Source organism: Nocardioides terrae, from assembly GCF_900112345.1.
In the GTDB taxonomy this organism is placed as follows: domain Bacteria; phylum Actinomycetota; class Actinomycetes; order Propionibacteriales; family Nocardioidaceae; genus Nocardioides; species Nocardioides terrae.
On sequence record NZ_FOLB01000006.1, the window covers coordinates 39720 to 57284 of the forward strand.

Sequence of the window (17565 nt, forward strand, 5' to 3'; positions counted from 1 at the left end):
GCACCCGCGACTGCCGTCAGGAGCGGCCGCTGGTCTTCGCGAGTCGTGCGTCGATCCACGCGCACAGCCGGGTGACGCCCTCGTCGACCATGACGTTCGGCTTCCAGCCGAGGGTCTTGACCGTGCGGCTGATGTCGCAGCTGGCGTGGCGGACGTCGCCGTTGCGGAACATCCCGTTGACCTGGGGTGCCGGGGCGGCGTAGTTGGCGGCGATGAGCTGCGCGAGACGCATGATGCTCGTCGCCTCACCCGAGCCGATGTCGTACGCCGACTCCGTGGCCTCGGAGTGCAGGATGCCCTCCAGCAGGGCCGTGGCGACGTCGTCGATGAAGACGAAGTCGCGGACGATGTCGCCGTCCTCGTAGACCGGGATGACCTCCTTCGCCTTCGCCCGCTGGGCGAAGAACGACACGATGCCGGTGTAGGGGTTCGTCAGCGACTGGCCGGGTCCGTAGACGTTCTGCAGCCGGTAGATCACCGGCGTCACGCCCATGGCGAGGCACCAGGACGTCAGGATGTGCTCCTGGGCGAGCTTGGTCGAGCCGTAGACGCTGGTCGGGGCCGGCGTCACCTGCGAGCTCTCGAACGGGGTGGGACGAAGGCCCGGGAAGTCCCAGACGCCGGACTCGAGCATCGCGGCCGAGCGCTGCCCAGGGTAGTGGAGGCCACCGTCGCCATCGACCCACGCGCCCTCGCCGTAGACGGCTCGCGAGGAGGTCAGCACGATCTTCTCCGGCAGGTTCTCGTGCCGCACGAGCGCGTCGAGCATCTCGGTGGTCCCGACGACGTTCACGGCCGCGTGACGGGTCGCCTCGGTCAGCGACTGCCCCGTGCCGGTCTCGGCCGCGAGGTGGACCACGACAGTGGGGCTCACGCCGCCGAGCACCCGGTCCCAGTCGGCCGCGGAGCAGACGTCGCCGACGATCAGGTCGACGCGCGGGTCGAGCTCGGCCGGGCGGGCCTGCGAGGCGTGGATCTGCGGGTGCAGGTTGTCGAGCGCGACGACGCGATCGAAGTTGTCCGCCAGGTGCGAGGACAGGGCGCAACCGATGAATCCGGCGCCACCGGTCACCAGGACGGTTGAGTACATCGATTCTCCATTACGTTCTTGAGGCCGTCATCATTGCATCACACACGGTCGATCAACCTGCCGGCCGTTGTCAGCCGCACACGAGGACCTATGCGACGGATCGCCTTCTACCACTTCTACGACGCCCGGCCGCAAGTCGATGAGTTCGTCACTCATCACTTGCGGGCGCTGCGGGGCCACGCCGCGCGGATCGTCGTGGTTGCCAACTGCGCGCTGGACCCGGTGAGCCGGGAGAGGCTGGCCGCGGTCGCGGACGACGTGTGGGAGCGGGACAACATCGGCTTCGACGTCTGGGCCTTCAAGGAGGGACTGGCGAAGCTGGGTGCCGAGGCGCTGGCGGAGTACGACGAGCTGCTCCTGACCAACTGCACCTTCTTCGGCCCGCTCGGCTCCTACGAGCCGCTCTTCGCGGAGATGGACGCCGACGCGGACCTGGACTTCTGGGGCATCTCGGAGCACGACGCGGTCGAGCCGCACCCGTTCATCGACGGCGCCCCGCGGATGGAGGCGCATCTGCAGTCCCACTGGATCGCCGTCCGCCGTCGGATGTTCACCTCCGAAGCGTGGCGGCAGTTCTGGGACGAGATGCCCATGACCCCGACCTACCTGGAGGCGGTCAGCCACTACGAGGCGCGCCTCACCCACCACTTCGACCAGGCGGGCTTCCGGCATCGCGTGGCCTTCCCGGCGACGGACTTCCCGTCCCAGCACCCGATCATGGACACGCCCGGCCTGATGATCGACGCGGGCTGCCCCATCGTGAAGCGGCGGGCGCTGTTCCGCGAGCCGCTCTACACCGAGAGCCTCGCACTCGATGGCCGTGAGCTGCGGCGCAAGATCGAGCGCACCGGATATCCGATGGACCACCTCTTCGCCAACCTCGCCCGCACGACGAAGCCGCGGGACCTCGTGACCAACCTCGGGCTGCTGGAGATCCTCCCCGATGTCGACCTCGGCTACGACGCCGAACGGCCGTTGCGGGTGGTCGCTCTCGTCCACATCTTCTACCCGGAGATGACAGACCTCCTGCTCGACCACCTCGACACGCTCCCGAGCGGCTACGACCTCGTGGTCACCACGCCGCTCGAGGAAGCCAGGACCGAGATCGAGGCGGTGCTGAAGCGGCGCGGCGTCGTCGCTGAGGTGCGCCTGGTCGACAACCAGGGTCGGGACATGGCCGCCCTGCTCGTGGGATGCGCCGACATCATCGAGTCCGACGACTACGACGTGATCGTCCGGCTGCACTCGAAGATGAGCCCCCAGGACGCCGCCGGCGTGGGCGAGATGTTCCGCCGCCACCTCCTGCAGAACCTCCTGCCCGGACCGGGCCACGCGGCGAGCCTCCTCAAGCTGTTCCAGGAGAGCCCGACACTCGGAGTCGTGGTCCCGCCGGTCATCCACATCGGATATCCGACGCTCGGCCATGCCTGGTTCACCAACCGCGGGCCGGCCGCCCGCGAGGCCCGACGGCTCCGGATAGACGTCCCCTTCGACGACTCCACGCCGGTGGCTGCGTACGGCAGCATGTTCGTCGCCCGCCCCGCTGCCCTGCGCCCGCTGCTCCGCGGCGGCTACCGCTACTCCGACTTCCCCGACAACGGCGGGTACGCCGACGGGGCGCTGACCCACGTCCTCGAGCGGCTCGTCTGCTACGGAGCGCTGAGCGAGGGCATGCACGTCCACGAGGTGCTCAGCACGGAGCTGGCCTCGCTCAACTACGGCTACCTCGAGTACAAGTACCAGGCCGTCGCCGCCGGGATGCCCGGCACGGCTCGCGAGCAGATCGACTTCCTCCACCGCACGCAGCGTCGGCTCGCCCGCCTGCGCCGGGTCAACCGGCGGCTGCGCGAGGCGCACGGACGGACCGGCGCGAAGAAGTCGGCGTCGAGCAGCGTGGTTCCCGTGGCCCCGCGGCGTCGACCCGGCCCCCGTGCCACGGCTGGGCGCCTGCTGCGTGCCCCCTCCCAGGTCGCCCGCCGGCTCGCGCGGCAAGCGCGGGAGTCGAGGTCGTGACGGCTGAGGCCGTGATGATCCGCGCACCCCATGACCGTGGCCCGGTCGTGGAGGGCAAGCGGAAGGACATCCAGGCGTTGCGGGCGGTCGCTGTCGTGGCCGTCGTGCTCTACCACCTGTGGCCGGGTGTGATGCGCGGCGGCTTCGTTGGCGTCGACATCTTCTTCGTCATCTCCGGCTTCCTCATCACCACCCACCTCATCGGAGCGCCGCCGGCACGGCCCGCCGACCTCGCGAGGTTCTGGTCCCGTCGTGTCCTCCGCCTGCTGCCGGCGGTGGTCGTCGTGGTTCTGGCGACCGTCGGTGCCGCGCTGCTGTGGATGTCCCCGGGTCAGTGGGAGCGGATGGCGCATGAGGCGCTCTCCTCGACCTTCTACGTCGAGAACTGGCGCCTGATCGCGGACACGACCGACTACCTCGACGCCCACCGTGCGCCCTCGCCCTTCCAGCACTTCTGGTCGCTGTCGGTCGAGGAGCAGTACTACGTCGGGTGGCCGCTCCTGATCGGCCTCCTCGTCGTCGTCGCCCGCCGTTGGGTGACCTTCGCCGGCCTCGCCCTGGTGGTGGCCGGATCGCTCGTCTACTCCGTCCTGCTCACCGGGGAGCGCCCGGACGTCGCCTACTTCTCGACCTTCACCCGTATCTGGGAGCTGGGGATCGGCAGCCTGCTGGCGGTCGCCTACCCGGTCGTCCGTCGTGCGCTGGCGCGTGCCGGTGCTCGCGTCGCCGTCCTCTACGCGGGGGCGGCGGCCATCCTGGCCTCTCTCTTGTTCATCGACGCCAGCGCACCCTTCCCGGGCGCGACCGCGCTGGTGCCGACGCTCGGCGCGGCGGCGGTCATCGCCGCCGGCGACCCGGACCACCGGCTCAACCCGCGCTGGCTCGTCCGGGCACGGCCGGTGCAGTTCGTCGGTGACGTCTCCTACTCGATGTACCTGTGGCACTGGCCGCTGATCGTGATGACGCCCTACGTGCTCGGGCACGGACGCCGGCTGCCCGAGTCGGTCGCGATCGTCGTCGTCTCCGTCGTGGCGGCATGGCTGAGCACCCGGTTCGTCGAGAACCCGGTCCGCCGCGCCCGGTTCCTCGCCCAGCACTCCGGTCGCATCCTGCTCGGCGGCGTGGCACTCTCCTTGGTCGTCGTCGCGGCCGCCGCCGGCGTCTCGGCGCGGGTGGCACACGAGGTCGAGCAGTCCCAGGAGCGGGTCGACGCCGCGCTCGGCAGCAGATCCGGATGCGTCGGGGCCGCCGCGCTCGACCCGAGACACCACTGCCCGTCGGACCCGGAGCTCGTGACTACCCCAGCCTTCGCCAAGGCGGACATCACGAACGGCATCCTCGGCTGTCTGAACTGGCCGCCGTTCAAGACGACCCCGATCTCCTGTGAGCTCGGGAAGAAGCAGGCGCCGGAGCGAAAGATCGCGCTGTTCGGCAACTCGCACGCCGGCCAGTGGGTCGAGGCGCTCCAGCGGATCGCGAGGAAGCACGGTTGGCGGGTCGACACGTTCGTCGTCGGCGTCTGCGCGTCGACCGACGTGCGGCGCGACATCGACACGAGCACGGGCACGAGCAGCGAGGAGTGCCAGCGGCTGCAGCACTCGATCGTCCAGCGGATCGCCCAGGGCGGCTACGACGGAGCCATCCTCGCGACGATGGACCGCGATCCGAAGGCCACTCCCCAGATGTACGCCGGGGTGCTGGACCAGATCGCAACGACGACGCCGGTCCTGGTCATCCGTGACACGCCGGCCCCGATGGACCAGAACAACGAGCCGCCCGACTGCGTAGCTGCGCACGAGGACGACCTCGACGCCTGCGGCGCGCCGCCGGAGCAGTGGATCGGGCCCGACCCGCTCGCTGCGGCGGCGAGGGAGCGCGGCTCCGACGACGTCCGCGTGATCGACCTGAACCGCTTCGTGTGCAGCAAGCGGTGCAGCGCCGTCGTCGGTGGCGTCATCGTGTTCTCCGACTTCAACCACCTGTCGAAGACGTTCTCGAGGACGCTGGTGCCCTACCTCGAGCCGGCGGTCGAGAAGCTGGTCAGCCCTTCTTCGCGCTAGCCTTGAGGCCCCGGATCGTCCGCAGCTGGACGTCGGGTCTCGAGCCGACCTCCGCGGCCACGAGCTGGTACTTGTACTCGAGGTACTTGTAGGACAGCGCCGCCGTCGCGGGATGGGCGACCTCGCGCACATGCAGCCCCTGGCCGAGCGACGCGTAGGCGAGCAGGCGCTCGACGACGTTCTCCAGCCGCTCGAAGGCACGGAGGGAGTCGTCCTCGGGATCCGCGAAGTCCTCGAAGCCCCAGTCGGCGGCGAGCAGGGGCCGCAGTGCCTGCGGCCGGGCGACGAACATGCCGCCGTACGGGGCGACGGGGGTGCGCTTGTCGAAGGGCACGTCGATACCGAGGTCGGCGGCCAGCGCCTTCGCGGCGAGCCGCGTGCCGCGCCAGCCGAAGCCCAACGTGGCGCGCGAGATGTGGACCGCGGGAGGGAAGACCATGCCGAGCGAGGGGTGTTCATCGAACAGGGCGGCGACGTTCGCGAAGTAGCCGCTGGAGCGGAGCAGGTTGTCGTGCAGCTGACGTTCCCAGAAGGCGGCTTGGAGGGCCCGCCCCTCGCTGGCGGCGCGGACCGTCCGGAGCCTGACGAGCAGGTCCACGTCGTCGCGGGCGATCACGTCGCGGCAGCCGACCAGAAGCGCGGCGACGTCCTCGCCCCGGCGAGTGCCGAGGACACGGATCTCGGCGTCGTAGGTCCGGTCCTCGACGGCGGCGGAGACGATCTCGCCGGTCGCGTCGTCCGGCACGGTGAGGACGACCTGCGTCCCGGTCGGCAGCTGCTCCAGGCGTCCGAGCAGGCGGCGGGGGTCCGTGCCGGCGGCGACGTGACCGATCGCGACCACGCGGCTGGGCGCGGCGGCGGCCGGCGCCCGGTCGGACAGGATCTCCAGCAGGCCGAGGTTGGTCATCAGCACCCGCGGCTCGCTGGTGCGGGCGAGGTTGCGCAGAGCGATCTCGACCGGGTAGCCGCGCCGCTCCATCTCGTCGGCGATCTCGGTCGTGTCGATGCCGCGCTTGTCGAGGTAGAGCGGGTCGCTGAAGAACGAGCGGCGCTTGACGATCGGACAGCCGTCGGCCAAGAGCTCGACGGTGTTCTCGATGACCGGGTGGGAGGTCGGGTACCTCTCGGCCGGATATGCGACAGCGGCTTCGAAGCCGGCGTCCTTGAAGAACTGCGTGAAGCGCCCCTCGTGGCCGGTGATCGAGCTGACATAGCTGCTCGTCATGGGCAGGTCCCGCCAGTACCGGTGCCAGGTCTCGTGGCTGAACATCCGACGTCGCACGGCGATCCAGTGGGACTGGATGTGCTCCGGCAGCGGCTTGTCCGGAGCGGCCGGATGGACGGTGGCCGCGTGGTCGGTGATGCCCCAGAAGTCCACGTCGCGGGCTTCCATGTCGTCGAAGAGCGGTGCGAAGGAGCCGACGGGACCGAAGAACGTGTAGTTCATCAGCACGAGCTCGTCGTACTCCGCCAAACGCTGTCGCCCGAACCGGTCCAGCGACTCCTTGTAGGCCCAGACGTCGAAGCCGACGTTCTCCCGGACCCAGATCGTGTCGACGAGGCCCTCGAGCCGCTCGCGCGAGGGACCGGACAGCGGGCCGTTCGAGACGAGGAAGATGTGCTCAGCGTGGTCGCGGAGTGAGGCGAGCTTGTGGAGGACGAAGTCGTCGACGACGCCAGCTGGATCGAAGAACAGGTAGAAGACGACGCGACGCACCGGAAGACCCTATCGGCCGGAGTCCCGGCGACCCCGCTCCGGAGCCCCCTTGGCTTCGCCCCGCTTGACCAGTCGCGCGACGCCGCGGTCGGCCCGCCAGAGGTCGTCGGTCCGTCCGGCGAGGCGGCGCACCAGGCCGCGCATCTGCTCGACCGCCTTCAGCACCTTCCCCTGAGAGGTGTGCATCTCGTCCCGGAGGGCGATGATCTCGCCACGGAGCCGCCGGATCTCGGTGGTCAGCTCGAAATGGACCGCGTCGAAGTGTTCACGGGTCAGCTCGTCGCGGTCAGCGGCCTCGGAGTTCGGCGATGTCACCGTGACATCGTAAAGGTGTGACGGGTCCCAGGCCCTTTTCCGGCTCCGCCCCGGCGCCGGCGGAGACGCATCGCCGCCACGCCTGCGTCGGTCTACAGTGACGCCCGTGCAGACGACGGAAGTGTCGAGATGAACAAGCGAGCACTCGGGGGCCAGGCGCAGCGCGAGCGGCGTGCGGCGCGGCGCGCGCAGTTCCTGGAGCTCTACGACTTCAGCCAAGGAACGGGGCTGGAGGTGGGCCCGCTCGACGCCGGGGTGGCCGACGAGACGATCGACGACGTCAGGTACGTCGACGTCTTCGACCAGGACGGTATCCGCGACCACTACCGGGAAGACGCCAGCGTCGTGCTCGAGCTGGTGCCGCACATCGACTTCCCGCTGTACCTCGACGGCGAGGTCCGCACCCTCGCCGAGGCGGCAGCGCCCGGTGGGCCCTACGACTGGGTGATCGCCTCGCACGTGATCGAGCACGTCCCGGACCTCATCGGCTGGCTCAGGCAGCTGGCGGTGGTCACCGCGGACGGTGCGCGCCTGCTCCTCGCCGTGCCGGACCGCCGGTACTGCTTCGATCTCCATCGACCGCCGACGACGGTCGGTCAGATCCTCACCGCGTACGAGGAGAAGCACACCGCTCCGAGCGTGCGCGCGGTCTACGACTTCTTCAGCTCGGTGGTCGGGGTCGACACCGCAGCGCTGTGGCGGCAGCGGCGTCCCGCAGGTCGGGCATCGCGCATCCATGATCGGAGCTACACGATGCGGCAGGTGGAACGCGCGAGGGCCGGCGAGTACGTCGACTGTCACGTCTGGACCTTCACCCCGCAGGCGTTCGCCGAGCAGATCAAGGAGCTGCGCGGCCTCGGTCTCTGCGACTGGTATGTCGAGCGGCTCGAGCCGGTCATCGGCTCAGTGGAGTTCCTCGCGGTCCTGAGGCGGATCCCCGACGGCGCCGATCCGGCGGTCCCGCTGCCGGAGGTCGAGTCCGACGCGGACCTCCCCGACTGGTTGCTCGACACGTGGACCGCGCGGGAGCGGGCCCAGGTCCTACGACGGAAGGTGCGCGCGCTCAAGCAGCGCAACCGGGTGCTCGCCGACACGGTGGCTGACCTCGAGAGCTCAGCGCGGATGCGGGTCGGGACGGTGCTCGTGGCGCCCCTCTCCGGCTTGCGCCGACGCCTGCGGCGGCCTCACGACCGTGAACGGGCGGGTGCCTCCAACGGATAGCCCTCGGGCAGCGCGCAGGCGAGCGGGACCGGATCAGCGACCCTGCGTCGCCTCGTCCGCTCGGGGCACGGCACGGACGAGCTGGTCCTCGACGAAGACCTCCCGGCTGCAGAGCATCCCGACGATCGTCTGCGGGACGCAGACGGCGATGAGCACCCACAGGGGCCAGGTCCACCCGTCGGTCCGGTGGTGCAGGAGGCCGATCGCGAACGGGCCGACGCCGGCGATCAGGTAGCCCAGCGACTGGGTGACGCTCGAGAGGGCGGCGGTCCCGGCCGGCGTGCGGGAACGCATGTTGATCATCACCAGGACCAGCGGGAACGTGACCGCGCCCGTCCCGATCAGCAGCGCGGCGGGCACGGCGAGCCCGTGCGGGGCGATCAGCAGCGCGAGATAGCCGACGGGGTAGCAGAGCATGAAGAAGAGCAGGATGCTCCTCGGGCGGGCGCTGCGCGCCAGGGCGGCCGGCGCCCACAGGGAGAGCGGGATCGAGACCGCGGCGAGCAGCCCGACCAGCAGGCCCGCCTCGGCCGCGGAGAACCCGGCGTCCCGCCACAGCGTCGCGAACCATCCGAAGACGACGTACGCCTGGAGCGACTGCAGGCCGAAGAAGAAGATCATCGCGACGCCGATCGGCGTCCGGACCACCTCGAGGAAGCCGACGTTGTGCGGTCCGACGTCGACCGACTGGTCGTGCGCGACCATCGGCAGCCACGGGATCGCGGCGACAACCGCGACGAGCGCCCAGACACCGAGCCCCGTGCGCCAGCCGCCTCCGGCGTGGGAGACGGGGACGGTGAGCGTCAGCGCCAGCGTCAGGCCGACCGCGAGCAGCGTCGTGTAGAGCGCGGTCACCCGGCCGACCTGGTCAGGGAAGTGCAGCTTGACCAGCGAGGGGAGCAGCACGTTGGCGAGCGCCATGCCGGCGAGGGCGAGCATGGACAGGCCGAGGAAGACGACCTCGTCATCGGCCAGCGCCCTCGCGAACAGCCCGATGGCGACGGCGAAGAGGGCGAGCAGCGTCACCCGGTGGATGCCGAAGCGGCGCGCGAGGAGCGGCGCGACGGACCCGAAGAGCGCGAACGCGAGGACCGGCAGCGAGGTGAGCAGGCCCGTCATCGTCGCCCCCATGTGGAGGCCGTGCTCGACCTCCTCGAGGACCGGCCCGACACTGACGGCGGTGGGCCGCAGGTTGACCGCCAGCAGCAGGATGGCGATGAGTACGACGGCTGACGAGCGGCGAGTCACCCTCGAATCCTGCCACCGGGCCTCCCCGACGTGTCACTGGGTTCTTCCCGAATCGGCCGGGCCGGGAACCGACGCCTAGCCTTTCCATGTGCGACAGCAGCCCGAGCAGCAGGCCCCACCCGTCCAGCGGCTGCGGATCCGCTACGCCAAGCGGGGCCGGCTGCGCTTCACCAGCCACCGCGACTTCTCGCGCGCCTTCGAGCGCGCGCTGGTCCGCGTGCGGTTGCCGATGGCCTACTCGAGCGGCTTCAACCCGCACCCGCGCATCTCCTACGCCGGTGCTGCTCCGACGGGGGCAGCCAGCGAGGCGGAGTACGTCGAGATCGGCCTGGCCGAGGTCGTCGACGCCGACGCGGTGAAGGCCGCGCTGGAGGAGGCCCTGCCCGACGGCCTCGACGTGCTCGAGGTCGTCGAGTCCCCGGGCGGCTCCCTGGCCGACCGGCTCGAGGCCAGCTCGTGGCTCATCGACCTGCAGGCGTCGTACGACGAGGCGGCCGGTGCGGTCGCCGCCTTCCTCGCCGCCGGCGAGGTGCTCGTGGAGCGGATGACGAAGAAGGGCCTGCGCCAGTTCGACGCCCGCGGTGCGGTGGTGTCGCTCGAGGCGGAGGCCAGCGGATCGGGGAGCCGGCTGCGGCTTCTGCTGCGGCACGGGACGCCGGCGGTGCGCCCCGACGACGTGATCGCCGGCCTCACCGCGGCCGGCGGCCTCAAGGTCGGCCCCGAGCACGGTGGCCTCGCCCTCCTGACCCGCCTCGCGCAGGGCCCGTTCGACGAGGCGGCGGCGACGATCGGCGACCCGCTGCACTGACCGACCGCGCCGACCCGTTGGGCACGCCGCCCGCGTGGCCCGAACACGCCGAGGGTCCGCCGCGCCACCCGCGCGCCCTTCGCGCCGTCGCGGGTTTCCGGTGTGTCGTGTGCGATACTCGGCCACGGTCGACCATGAGAGTCGGTGCGTGCACCGGCCGGTGATCGACTCGACGAATCATCCGTCGGACCGGGCTCCCACCCAAGGAGCGGCGGCCCGACACGATGGCGACACTCCTCGTGTCACGCCGCGACGCGGCTCGGTGGTCGGTGACAGCGACCATGCCGGGCGAGCGACCGCGGCAGGCGCGCGGCAGGTGCCGGCATCGACGCACACGCGGGACGAATCGCCGCCACTGACAAGCTTTTGCGTCGGTTGACGACCCGAGAAACGTGGTCGACCGACGTCGGACCTGCCCGCCGCGCACAGTGCGGCCGGCCGAGGAGCAGCACATGGCTGACGAGCCCACCATCGACAACACCCAGAACGCGGCCGAGGCAGCGGGGGACAACCCGGACGCTGCTGCGCGGCCCGCGAAGAAGGCCGCCGCGAGGAAGACCGCAGCGAAGAAGGCCGCTCCGGCCAAGAAGGCCACCGCCACCAAGCGGACGGCCGCCAAGAAGGCCCCCGCGAAGACGGCGAGCGCCGAGGCCGGTGAGACCGGGGCGAGCGCGCCCGAGTCGGGCGAGACCGCGCCCGCCAAGCGGACGACGGCCCGGCGCACCGCCAAGAAGGCCGCTGCGCCCGCCGCCGACGAGGCGCTGCCTCTCGACGCCGTGACGCCCGCTTCCTCGGAGACCACCGAGGGCAGTGAGACCGCAGAGCCGGCGAAGAAGACGGCCGCCAAGCGGACCGCGAAGAAGGCCGCGACCAGGTCCACCCCGCGCAAGACCGCAGCCAAGAAGGCCGCCGCTCCCGCGGAGGAGCCCGCCGGCGAGCCCGAGGCGCCCGCCGCTGGGGCCGGGGCAGAGGCAGAGGCGCCCGCGGCACCCGGCGTCCTCTTCCAGGCACCCCAGGCGGCCCGCACGCCGCGCAAGCGCGCCGCCCGGAAGAAGGCTCCCGCCGCCGAGCCCGTCGAGCCGGTCGAGGAGCCCGCCGACGAGGAGCTCGTCGAGGAGGACCTGGAGGTCCCGGCGACCGACGAGGCGGCCGAGGCCGCCGTCGCGGACGTCGAGCTGGACGAGGACCAGGACCAGGACCAGGACCAGGACTCCGACGAGTCGGAGGACGGTACGCCGTCGCGTCGCCGTCGCCGTCGCGGCGGCCGTCGTCGCCGCAAGTCCGGCGGCAACGAGGACGGCGCCGAGTCCACCGACTCCGACGACGAGGACTCCGACACCGCCGACGAGGCTGACGAGACCGACGAGTCCTCCGCCGAGGGCGGCTCGTCGCGGCGCCGCCGCCGGCGTCGTCGTACGAGCGACGAGGGCGACAACGGCGACAACCCGCCGAACACCGTCACCCGGGTGCGCGAGTCCAAGCCGCTCGAGCAGCAGATCACCGCCGTCTCCGGCTCGACCCGGCTCGAGGCCAAGAAGCAGCGCCGCCGCGAGGGCCGCGAGGCCGGCCGCCGCCGCGCCCCGATCGTGAGCGAGGCCGAGTTCCTGGCCCGTCGCGAGTCGGTCGAGCGGGTCATGGTCATCCGCCAGCGCGAGGACCTCATCCAGATCGGCGTGCTCGAGGACAAGGTCCTCGTCGAGCACTACGTCGCCCGCGAGTCCCAGACGTCACTGATCGGCAACATCTACCTCGGCAGGGTGCAGAACGTCCTGCCGTCGATGGAGGCCGCGTTCATCGACATCGGCAAGGGTCGCAACGCCGTGCTCTACGCCGGCGAGGTCAACTGGGCCGCGCTCGGCCACAAGGAGGGCCAGCAGCGCAAGATCGAGTCGGTCCTGTCCAGCGGCCAGACCGTCCTGGTCCAGGTCACCAAGGACCCCATCGGCCACAAGGGCGCCCGGCTCACGTCGCAGATCTCCCTCGCCGGCCGCTTCCTCGTCTACGTGCCCGACGGCACCACGAGCGGCATCTCGCGCAAGCTGCCCGACACCGAGCGCAACCGGCTCAAGTCGCTGCTCCGCGAGATCGTCCCGGACACGGCCGGCGTCATCGTCCGCACGGCCGCCGAGGGCGCCAGCGAGGACGAGCTGACCCGCGACGTCGAGCGGCTCAAGGCCCGCTGGGAGGACATCGAGGCGAAGTCGAAGGGCAGCGCCCCGCAGCTCCTCTACGGCGAGCCGGACCTCACCCTCAAGGTCGTGCGCGACCTCTTCACCGAGGACTTCGCCAAGCTCGTCGTCCAGGGCGACGAGGCTTGGGACACCGTCAAGTCGTACGTCGACCACGTGGCGCCCGACCTGTCCGATCGCGTCGAGAAGTACGACCCGGCCGGCGGCAAGGACCTGTTCGCGACCTACCGCGTCGAGGAGCAGATCGCCAAGGGCCTCGACCGCAAGGTCTGGCTGCCCTCCGGCGGCTCGCTCATCATCGACCGGACCGAGGCGATGACCGTCGTCGACGTCAACACCGGCAAGTTCACCGGGTCGGGCGGCAACCTCGAGGAGACCGTCACCAAGAACAACCTGGAGGCGGCCGAGGAGATCGTCCGCCAGCTCCGGCTCCGCGACATCGGCGGCATCATCGTCGTCGACTTCATCGACATGGTGCTGGAGTCCAACCGCGACCTCGTCCTGCGTCGCCTGGTCGAGTGCCTGGGCCGTGACCGGACCCGCCACCAGGTCGCCGAGGTCACCTCGCTGGGCCTGGTCCAGATGACCCGCAAGCGGATCGGCACCGGCCTGGTCGAGGCCTTCTCCGAGACCTGCACCCACTGCCAGGGCCGGGGTGTGGTCATCCACGACCACCCCGTCGAGTCCGGCGGCTCCGGTGTGGTCGCTCCCGAGGAGAGCGGCGGTCGCCGCGGTCGCCGGCGTGGCGGTCGAGGCCGCACCAACGACGAGGAGGCCGCCGAGACCCCGAAGTCGGCCGTGCCGTCGCCGAAGGACATCGCCCAGATGCCGCGGCACGAGGCTGAGGACATTGCCGGTGAGCCCACCGAGGCGATCGACGGGACCGACGAGGACCAGGACGAGGACCAGGACGTCGCCCCGGCCATCCAGGCGCCGATCGGCACCGACGTCCAGGTGACCCCGCCGCCCGCGGCCCCCGAGCCGGAGACGCCCAAGGTCGTCACGCGGACCCGTTCGCGCCGCGGCGCCAGCCGTCCGGTCGTCTCGACCGGTGCGGGCACCATCGTCGAGGCCGCCGCGCCGGAGCCCGTCGCAGCACCCGTCGCAGCACCCGTCGCCGTCGCCGAGGCTCCCGAGCCGCCGAAGGTGGTCACCCGGACCCGCCGGGGAGCGAGCCGCACGGTGGTGCACACCGGCGCGGACGCCGTACCAGACTCCGAGGCGACGCCGAGCGGTGAGGCTGCGGAGGCCCACGGCGAGGAGGAGCACATCGACCACGTGCCCGTGAAGAGGAAGGGCGCGCGCAAGCGCTGAGCCTTCCCGGACCCTCCTGCGTCGTGGTTTTGCGCGGGCAGGAGGGGATCCGTAGTATTGACCCTCGGTGTTCACGACTCGCTCGCCGAGCACCGAATCGCCCGGCATCCCACCCCGTCCCGCACGAGGGGTGAGGCGTGCCGCGACCCAGACTCAACGCTTGCAGGATGAAGGAGACCGCGGTGTACGCGATCGTGAAGGCTGGCAGCACCCAGCAGAAGGTTGCCGTCGGCGACGTCATCGAGATCGACCAGATCGCGACCGGCGTCGGCGAGTCCGTCACGCTGCCCGTGGTGCTCGTCGTCGACGGCGAGAACGTCAGCTCGACCGGTCTGGACAAGGCCTCCGTCACCGCCGAGGTCCTCGGTGGCACCAAGGGCCCGAAGATCATCATCCAGAAGTACAAGAACAAGACCGGCTACAAGAAGCGCCAGGGTCACCGTCAGAAGTACACCCAGGTCAAGGTCACCGCGATCAACGCCTGACCGGCGTCGACCCTCATCACACTGAAGGACTGAAGAGATGGCACACAAGAAGGGTGCGGCGTCCACCAAGAACGGCCGCGACTCCAACTCCCAGCGTCTCGGCGTGAAGCGCTTCGGCGGCCAGGTCGTCAACGCGGGTGAGATCATCGTCCGCCAGCGCGGCACGCACTTCCACCCGGGCAACAACGTCGGCCGTGGTGGCGACGACACGCTGTTCGCCCTCGCCGCCGGTGCCGTCGAGTTCGGCACCCGTCGCGGTCGCCGGGTCGTCAACATCGTTCCCGGGGCCTGAGCGCCGAACAGACTGCAGGTCCGTGCTGACGGCAGGTGCCGAGCAGTGCGAGAGCTTCACCGAAGGGCGTCCCTCACCCGGGGCGCCCTTCGACCATTTCCATCTGAGTTCTATCCGAGAGACTGATCCCATGGCAGTGCCCACCTTCGTCGACCGCGTGCGACTGCACGTCCGCGCCGGACGCGGTGGCAACGGCGTCGCGTCGGTGCACCGCGAGAAGTTCAAGCCGCTCGGCGGGCCCGACGGCGGCAACGGCGGCCCGGGCGGATCGGTGATCCTGCGCGTCGACCCCGACATCACCACTCTCATCGACTACCACCACAGCCCCAAGCGTGCGGCCACCAACGGCGGCCAGGGTGCCGGCGCCCACCGCAACGGCGCCCACGGCGCCGACCTCGTCCTGCCGGTGCCGGACGGCACCGTCGTCACGGACGCGCAGGGCAACGTGCTCGCCGACATGGTCGGGCCGGGCACCGAGCTCGTCGTCGCCGAGGGCGGTCGGGGTGGCCTCGGCAACGCGGCGCTGGCGAGCGCCAAGCGGAAGGCGCCCGGCTTCGCCCTCCTCGGCGAGCCCGGCGACGAGCTGGAGATCGGCCTGGAGCTCAAGGTCGTCGCCGACATCGGCCTGGTCGGCTTCCCCAGCGCCGGCAAGTCCTCGCTGATCGCCTCGATCTCGCGGGCGCGGCCGAAGATCGCCGACTACCCCTTCACCACGCTCGTTCCCAACCTCGGCGTCGTCCGCGGCGGCGACATCACGTTCACCGTCGCCGACGTGCCCGGCCTGATCGAGGGTGCGTCCGACGGTCGCGGGCTCGGCCACGAGTTCCTGCGTCACATCGAGCGGTGCGCGGCGATCGTGCACGTCGTCGACACGGCCTCCATCGAGCCCGGCCGCAACCCCGTCGACGACCTCGTGGTCATCGAGCGCGAGCTGGCCCGCTACGGCGGCCTCGAGGACCGGCCGCGTCTGGTGGCGCTCAACAAGGTCGACGTACCCGACGGGCGCGACATCGCCGACATGACCGCCGCCGACATCGAGGCGCAGGGCTACCGCGTCTTCCCGATCTCCGCCGCGAGCGGCGAGGGGACCCGTGAGCTGATCTTCGCGATGGCCGAGCTGGTCAGCGCGGCCCGCAAGGAGAAGCCGGCGGTCGAGGCCAAGAGGATCGTGCTGCGCCCCGGCAGCGCCGACGGCGGCGACGAGTTCACCGTCACCGAGACCAAGGACGGCTACGTCGTCCGCGGCGTCAAGCCCGAGCGCTGGGTGCGACAGACCGACTTCGGCAACGAGGAGGCCGTCGGCTACCTCGCCGACCGGCTCAACCGCCTCGGTGTCGAGCAGCGGCTGGCGAAGCTGGGCGCCGAGGAGGGCGACACCGTCATCATCGGCTCGCCGGAGAACTCGGTCGTCTTCGACTTCCGTCCCTCCATCGAGACCGGCGCCGAGATGCTCGGTCGTCGGGGCGAGGACCAGCGACTGCGCGAGGACCGCCCGGCCGCCCAGCGGCGTCGCGAGATCGACGAGGCGATGGACGATCGCGAGGAGGGGGAGACCCGCGCCGACGTCGCGCGCCGGCTCGACCGCGCCGCGCAGGCACCCAGCGGGCCGATGTCCTACGAGATCGGCTCCAAGGAGGACCCGGACCACTTCGACCTGTCCGAGAGCGACCCGGACTCATGAGGCGGCCGGTCCTCGACGCGAAGCGCATCGTCGTCAAGGTCGGCTCCTCGTCACTGACGACCGCCGCCGGCGGCATCGACCCCGAGCGCGTCTCGGCCCTGGTCGACGCCCTCGGCGAGGCGCGCAAGCGCGGCACCGAGGTCGTCCTGGTCTCCTCCGGCGCCATCGCCGCCGGGCTCGCCCCGCTCGGGCTCACGAAGCGTCCCAGGGCACTCGCCGCGCAGCAGGCGGCGGCCAGCGTCGGGCAGGGGCTGCTCGTCCACCGCTACACCGAGGAGCTGGCCCGGCACGGCCTCACCGCCGGACAGGTCCTGCTCACGGTCGACGACGTGACCCGGCGCAGCCACTACCGCAACGCCCTGGCGACCCTCGGCAAGCTGCTCGAGCTCGGCGTCCTGCCGATCGTCAACGAGAACGACACCGTGGCCACCTCCGAGATCCGGTTCGGCGACAACGACCGGCTCGCCGCGCTCGTCGCGCACCTGGTCCACGCCGACCTGCTGGTCCTGCTCAGCGACGTGGACGGGCTCTACGACGCCCCGCCGACGACCCCGGGCGCTCGCCGGATCGAGGAGGTCACCGCCCTCTCCGAGCTCGACGGCGTCGTCGTCGGCAAGGCCGGCAAGGCAGGTGTCGGCACGGGCGGCATGGTGACCAAGCTCGACGCCGCCCGCATCGCCGTCGAGGCCGGCATCCCGGTCGTGCTGACGTCGGCCGAGGAGGCCGCCGCCGCACTGGCCGGCGAGTCGACCGGGACGCTCTTCCACGCGACCGGGCGACGCCAGCGCACCCGACTCCTGTGGCTCGCGCACGCCACCGAGCCGGCCGGGTCCGTCACCATCGATGCGGGCGCCGTCCGCGCTCTCACGGACCGCGGCGCGTCGCTGCTCGCGGCCGGCGTCACGGGCGCCTCGGGCGGGTTCCACGCCGGGGACCCGGTCGACCTGGTCGGCCCCGACGGCGCTGTGGTCGCACGCGGCCTGGTCGCCTACGACGTCGACGAGATCCCGCAGCTCGTCGGGCGGTCCAGCCAGGAGCTCGAGGCGGACCTCGGGGCGGCGTACGCCCGAGAGGTCGTCCACCGCGACGACCTCGTGCTGCTCTGACGCGACCCTGCGTCGCCGCCCGGGCC

The 17565-nt window shown here is 71.2% G+C and carries 13 protein-coding genes; 9 read left to right on the forward strand and 4 right to left on the reverse strand.

Translation table 11 applies throughout. From position 1 onward, the window contains the following. Nucleotides 1-16: 16 nt before the first annotated feature. On the reverse strand, nucleotides 17-1090 hold the full coding sequence (locus BM236_RS09560) for an NAD-dependent epimerase/dehydratase family protein (protein ID WP_091122952.1): 1074 nt from the start codon (nucleotides 1088-1090) through the stop codon (nucleotides 17-19). Nucleotides 1091-1180: 90 nt separating this feature from the next. Between BM236_RS09560 and BM236_RS09565 the strand changes: the two genes are divergently transcribed. Both BM236_RS09565 and BM236_RS09570 read left to right on the forward strand, forming a co-directional pair. Continuing rightward, on the forward strand, nucleotides 1181-3103 hold the full coding sequence (locus BM236_RS09565) for a rhamnan synthesis F family protein (protein WP_091122954.1): 1923 nt from the start codon (nucleotides 1181-1183) through the stop codon (nucleotides 3101-3103). Continuing rightward, a complete protein-coding gene (locus BM236_RS09570; protein ID WP_091122957.1) occupies nucleotides 3100-5163 on the forward strand; it encodes an acyltransferase family protein in 2064 nt (687 codons plus the stop codon). Before BM236_RS09565 ends, BM236_RS09570 begins: the two co-directional genes overlap by 4 nt. On the opposite strand, the gene BM236_RS09575 is transcribed toward BM236_RS09570, so the two are convergent. Continuing rightward, nucleotides 5144-6880: a rhamnan synthesis F family protein gene (locus tag BM236_RS09575; RefSeq protein WP_091122959.1), complete on the reverse strand. Its 1737-nt coding sequence runs from the start codon at nucleotides 6878-6880 to the stop codon at nucleotides 5144-5146. The two genes, BM236_RS09570 and BM236_RS09575, sit on opposite strands and share 20 nt — an antisense overlap. Nucleotides 6881-6889: 9 nt before the next feature. Next, a complete protein-coding gene (locus tag BM236_RS09580) occupies nucleotides 6890-7195 on the reverse strand; it encodes a hypothetical protein (RefSeq protein ID WP_091122961.1) in 306 nt (101 codons plus the stop codon). 129 nt (nucleotides 7196-7324) lie between these two features. Here BM236_RS09580 and BM236_RS09585 point away from each other — a divergent pair, with 129 nt between their 5' ends. Further along, on the forward strand, nucleotides 7325-8416 hold the full coding sequence (locus BM236_RS09585; protein WP_091122964.1) for a class I SAM-dependent methyltransferase: 1092 nt from the start codon (nucleotides 7325-7327) through the stop codon (nucleotides 8414-8416). Nucleotides 8417-8449: 33 nt separating this feature from the next. Here the strand turns inward: BM236_RS09585 and BM236_RS09590 are convergent, their stop codons facing one another. Then, nucleotides 8450-9664, reverse strand: coding sequence for an MFS transporter (locus BM236_RS09590; RefSeq protein ID WP_245750236.1), 1215 nt, complete (start codon nucleotides 9662-9664; stop codon nucleotides 8450-8452). Nucleotides 9665-9752: 88 nt separating this feature from the next. On the opposite strand from BM236_RS09590, the gene BM236_RS09595 reads away from it, so the two are divergent. From BM236_RS09595 to proB, 6 genes are all read left to right on the forward strand, one after another. Next, nucleotides 9753-10472 carry a TIGR03936 family radical SAM-associated protein gene (locus BM236_RS09595; protein WP_091122966.1) on the forward strand — a complete coding sequence of 240 codons (720 nt, stop codon included), beginning with the start codon at nucleotides 9753-9755 and terminating at the stop codon, nucleotides 10470-10472. Nucleotides 10473-10924: 452 nt separating this feature from the next. Beyond that, nucleotides 10925-13975, forward strand: coding sequence for an Rne/Rng family ribonuclease (locus BM236_RS09600; protein ID WP_091122969.1), 3051 nt, complete (start codon nucleotides 10925-10927; stop codon nucleotides 13973-13975). 182 nt (nucleotides 13976-14157) lie between these two features. Next, nucleotides 14158-14460, forward strand: coding sequence for a 50S ribosomal protein L21 (gene rplU / locus BM236_RS09605; RefSeq protein ID WP_091122971.1), 303 nt, complete (start codon nucleotides 14158-14160; stop codon nucleotides 14458-14460). Nucleotides 14461-14497: 37 nt separating this feature from the next. Beyond that, nucleotides 14498-14752 carry a 50S ribosomal protein L27 gene (gene rpmA, locus BM236_RS09610; RefSeq protein ID WP_091122973.1) on the forward strand — a complete coding sequence of 85 codons (255 nt, stop codon included), beginning with the start codon at nucleotides 14498-14500 and terminating at the stop codon, nucleotides 14750-14752. Nucleotides 14753-14882: 130 nt separating this feature from the next. Continuing rightward, entirely contained in the window at nucleotides 14883-16433 is a 1551-nt protein-coding gene (gene obgE / locus BM236_RS09615; RefSeq protein ID WP_091122975.1) for a GTPase ObgE, read from the forward strand. Then, nucleotides 16430-17539: a glutamate 5-kinase gene (gene proB, locus BM236_RS09620; RefSeq protein WP_091122978.1), complete on the forward strand. Its 1110-nt coding sequence runs from the start codon at nucleotides 16430-16432 to the stop codon at nucleotides 17537-17539. Before obgE ends, proB begins: the two co-directional genes overlap by 4 nt. Nucleotides 17540-17565: the final 26 nt, after the last annotated feature.